At 63.2% G+C, this 2,608-nt stretch carries 3 protein-coding genes and 1 pseudogene; all 4 read left to right on the top strand.

All coding sequences use genetic code 11. From position 1 onward, the window contains the following. The first annotated feature begins 99 nt into the window (after window positions 1-99). The 4 genes and pseudogenes from tnpA (at window position 100) to AC0L2J_RS34595 (ending at window position 2,532) form a co-directional block, all read left to right on the top strand. Window positions 100-477, top strand: a complete 378-nt coding sequence (tnpA, locus tag AC0L2J_RS34610; protein WP_473395965.1) for an IS66-like element accessory protein TnpA — start codon at window positions 100-102, stop codon at window positions 475-477. Window positions 478-500: 23 nt separating this feature from the next. Continuing rightward, window positions 501-821 carry an IS66 family insertion sequence element accessory protein TnpB gene (gene tnpB / locus AC0L2J_RS34605; protein ID WP_430642570.1) on the top strand — a complete coding sequence of 107 codons (321 nt, stop codon included), beginning with the start codon at window positions 501-503 and terminating at the stop codon, window positions 819-821. Window positions 822-866: 45 nt separating this feature from the next. After that, a pseudogene (gene tnpC, locus AC0L2J_RS34600) lies at window positions 867-2,376 on the top strand (IS66 family transposase); the annotation flags it as partial. Continuing rightward, window positions 2,359-2,532 carry a transposase domain-containing protein gene (locus AC0L2J_RS34595; protein WP_473395966.1) on the top strand — a complete coding sequence of 58 codons (174 nt, stop codon included), beginning with the start codon at window positions 2,359-2,361 and terminating at the stop codon, window positions 2,530-2,532. The pseudogene tnpC and the gene AC0L2J_RS34595, both read left to right, overlap by 18 nt. Window positions 2,533-2,608: the final 76 nt, after the last annotated feature.

The raw sequence follows: 2,608 nt of genomic DNA, 5'->3' as shown, positions 1-2,608 counted from the left end.
GTATCCCTCCATTGAGGGCCGCCTTGTTTGACGGGCGCGATGGCTGCAGGTCCTAGGGGTAATCCTAGGAGAAGCGCTATGACGATTTCGAGGGCGGAGGTGATCACATCGGTCGAGCGGCGGCGCCGGTGGTCGCAAGACGAGAAGGAGCGGCTTGTTGCGGCGTCGCTCGCGCCCGGCGCCAGCGTTTCCGAGGTAGCTCGCCTGGCCGGACTTCATGTGAGCCAGCTGTTCAGGTGGCGCAAGGAGCTTTGCAGGCACGGCGAAGCGAGCATAGCTCCGTTTGTTCCGGTCGAGATTGGGCCGTCTGCGTCACCGCAGGAGGTGGCCGAAGCGCCGTTGACGACGACGGCGCGGCGACGCAAGAGCCATGGCATCATCGAGATCGATCTTGGTAGCGGGCATCGCATCCGGGTCGATGGCGAAGTTGATGGAGACGCGCTACGTCGGGTTCTCGATGCTTTGGCCCGCCGATGATCCCGATTCCGACGAGCGCGCGAGTGTGGCTCGCGACAGGCTACACGGACATGCGCCGAGGCTTTCCGTCGTTGGCACTTCAGGTGCAGGAGGTGCTGCGCAAGGACCCGCTCAGCGGTCATTTGTTCGTCTTCCGGGGGCGCCGCAGCGATCTTGTGAAGGTGATCTGGCACGATGGCCAGGGGGCCTGCCTGTTCACCAAGAGACTGGAGAGAGGAAAGTTTATATGGCCATCCGTTGCGGGTGAAGCTGTGACGATCTCGCCTGCGCAGATGAGCTATCTGTTGTCCGGAATTGATTGGCGCAACCCGCAAGAAACCCAGCGTCCGACGCGGGTCGGATAGGTGTTTTGGGTTTGAGTTTGCGGCCTGATCTGATTCAATGGCTTCATGATATCGAAGCCGGACGATCTTCCATCGGACCTTGCGAGCGCCTACCTTGCGCTGCTGGCCGAGCGTGAGGCCTTGCAGGTCGAGCGCGATGTCGCCGTCGCGGATGCCGCCAGTGCGCGGGCGGAGCTGTCGGACAATGAGGCGCTCATCGCGCATCTTGAGCTGCGGATTGAGAAACTCAAACGCGAACTGCACGGGCAGCGATCCGAGCGCTCGGCACGGCTGCTCGAGCAGTTGGAGTTGGAGCTCGAGGAACTCGTCACTACGGCGAGTGAGGATGAGCTCGCCGCGCAGGTGGCGGCAGCGAAGACGCAGAACGTCCGTCCGTTCACGCGTAAGCGGCCGGTTCGCAAGCCTTGGCCGGACGATATCGAACACGAGCGCGTCGTCGTTGAAGCTCCAACGACCTGCGCCTGCTGCGGTGGATCGCGGCTGGCGAAGGTCGGCGAGGATGTGACCAAGACCCTGGAGGAGATTCCCCGCCGCTTCAAGGTCATCGAGACGGTACGCGAGAAGTTCACCTGCCGCGATTGCGAGAAGATCAGTCAGCCGCCCGCGCCGTTCCATGCCACGCCGCGCGGCTTCATCGGCCCGCAATTGCTGGCGACGATCCTGTTCGACAAGTTCGGCATGCATATCCCGCTCAACCGCCAGAGCGTGCGCTTCAGGGCTGAAAGGATCGATTTGCCGCTGTCGACGTTGGCCGACCAGGTCGGCCACGGGACCTTCGCCGTCATGCCGCTGTTCCGGCTGATCGAGCACCATGTGCTCACGGCCGAGCGCCTGCATGGCGACGACACCACCATCCGCATCCTGGCGAAGGGCAAATGCACGACTGGGCGGATCTGGACGTATGTGCGGGATGATCGGCCGTTCGCCGGGCCTGCACCGCCGGCGGCGGTTTATTACGCTTCGGGTGACCGTCGCGGCGCGCACCCCCAGAAGCATTCTGGCCACCTTCAGCGGTATCCTGCAGGCGGATTGCTATAGCGGCTTCGAGCCGTTGTTCGACCCGCAAAGGAAAGCGGTGCCGATCACGCCCGCATTTTGCCTGGCGCATGCGCGGCGGGGCTTCTTCGAGCTGGCTGACATCGAGAAAACTGCCCGCGACGGACAGAAAGGCAAACCGATCTCCCCGATCGCGCTGGAGGCGGTCAGGCGTCTAGACGCTCTGTTCGAGATCGAGCGCGCCATCAATGGCCGCAGTGCCGACGACCGACGCGCCGTGCGCCAAGAACAGAGCAAGCCGCTTCTCGACGACATGCACGACTGGCTGCTCCGCGAGCGAGAGACCCTGTCGAGCTCCTCCGAGGTCCTGAAGCCCATGAATTACATGCTCAGGCGCTGGGACGACTTTGCCCGCTTCCTCCACGACGGCAGGATCTGCTTGACCAACAATTGCGCTGAACGCGCATTGAGAGGTATCGCCTTGGGTCGGCGCAACTGGACCTTCGCTGGCAGCCAGCGTGGCGCGGACCGTGCCGCCATCATGCTGACGATGATCACAACCTGCCGCCTCAACGACGTTGATCCTAAGGCCTGGCTCGCCGATGTCCTCGCCCGTATCGCCGATCTCCCTAGCTCGCGCCTGCACGAACTGCTGCCTTGGGAATGGAAGCTCCTGCGCCAAACCGACAAGCCCGCCAGTCAGCAGGCCGCTTGACCTTCACCCAACCGATCATAGAGCTCGCTCTGCCCGCGCGCATGCGTCAATCTGGCGGTCTTCATCGTATGCGTAC

The organism is Bradyrhizobium sp. MV1.5 (assembly GCF_055807615.1).
The sequence above is the reverse complement of the archived record's forward strand: the minus strand, read 5'-3'. Positions and strand labels throughout refer to the sequence as shown.

What these genes read in the sequence shown, in the direction of transcription:
- AC0L2J_RS34595 (WP_473395966.1), top strand. Translation starts at nt 2,359, where the DNA reads ATGCTGACGATGATCACAACCTGCCGCCTCAACGACGTTGATCCTAAG.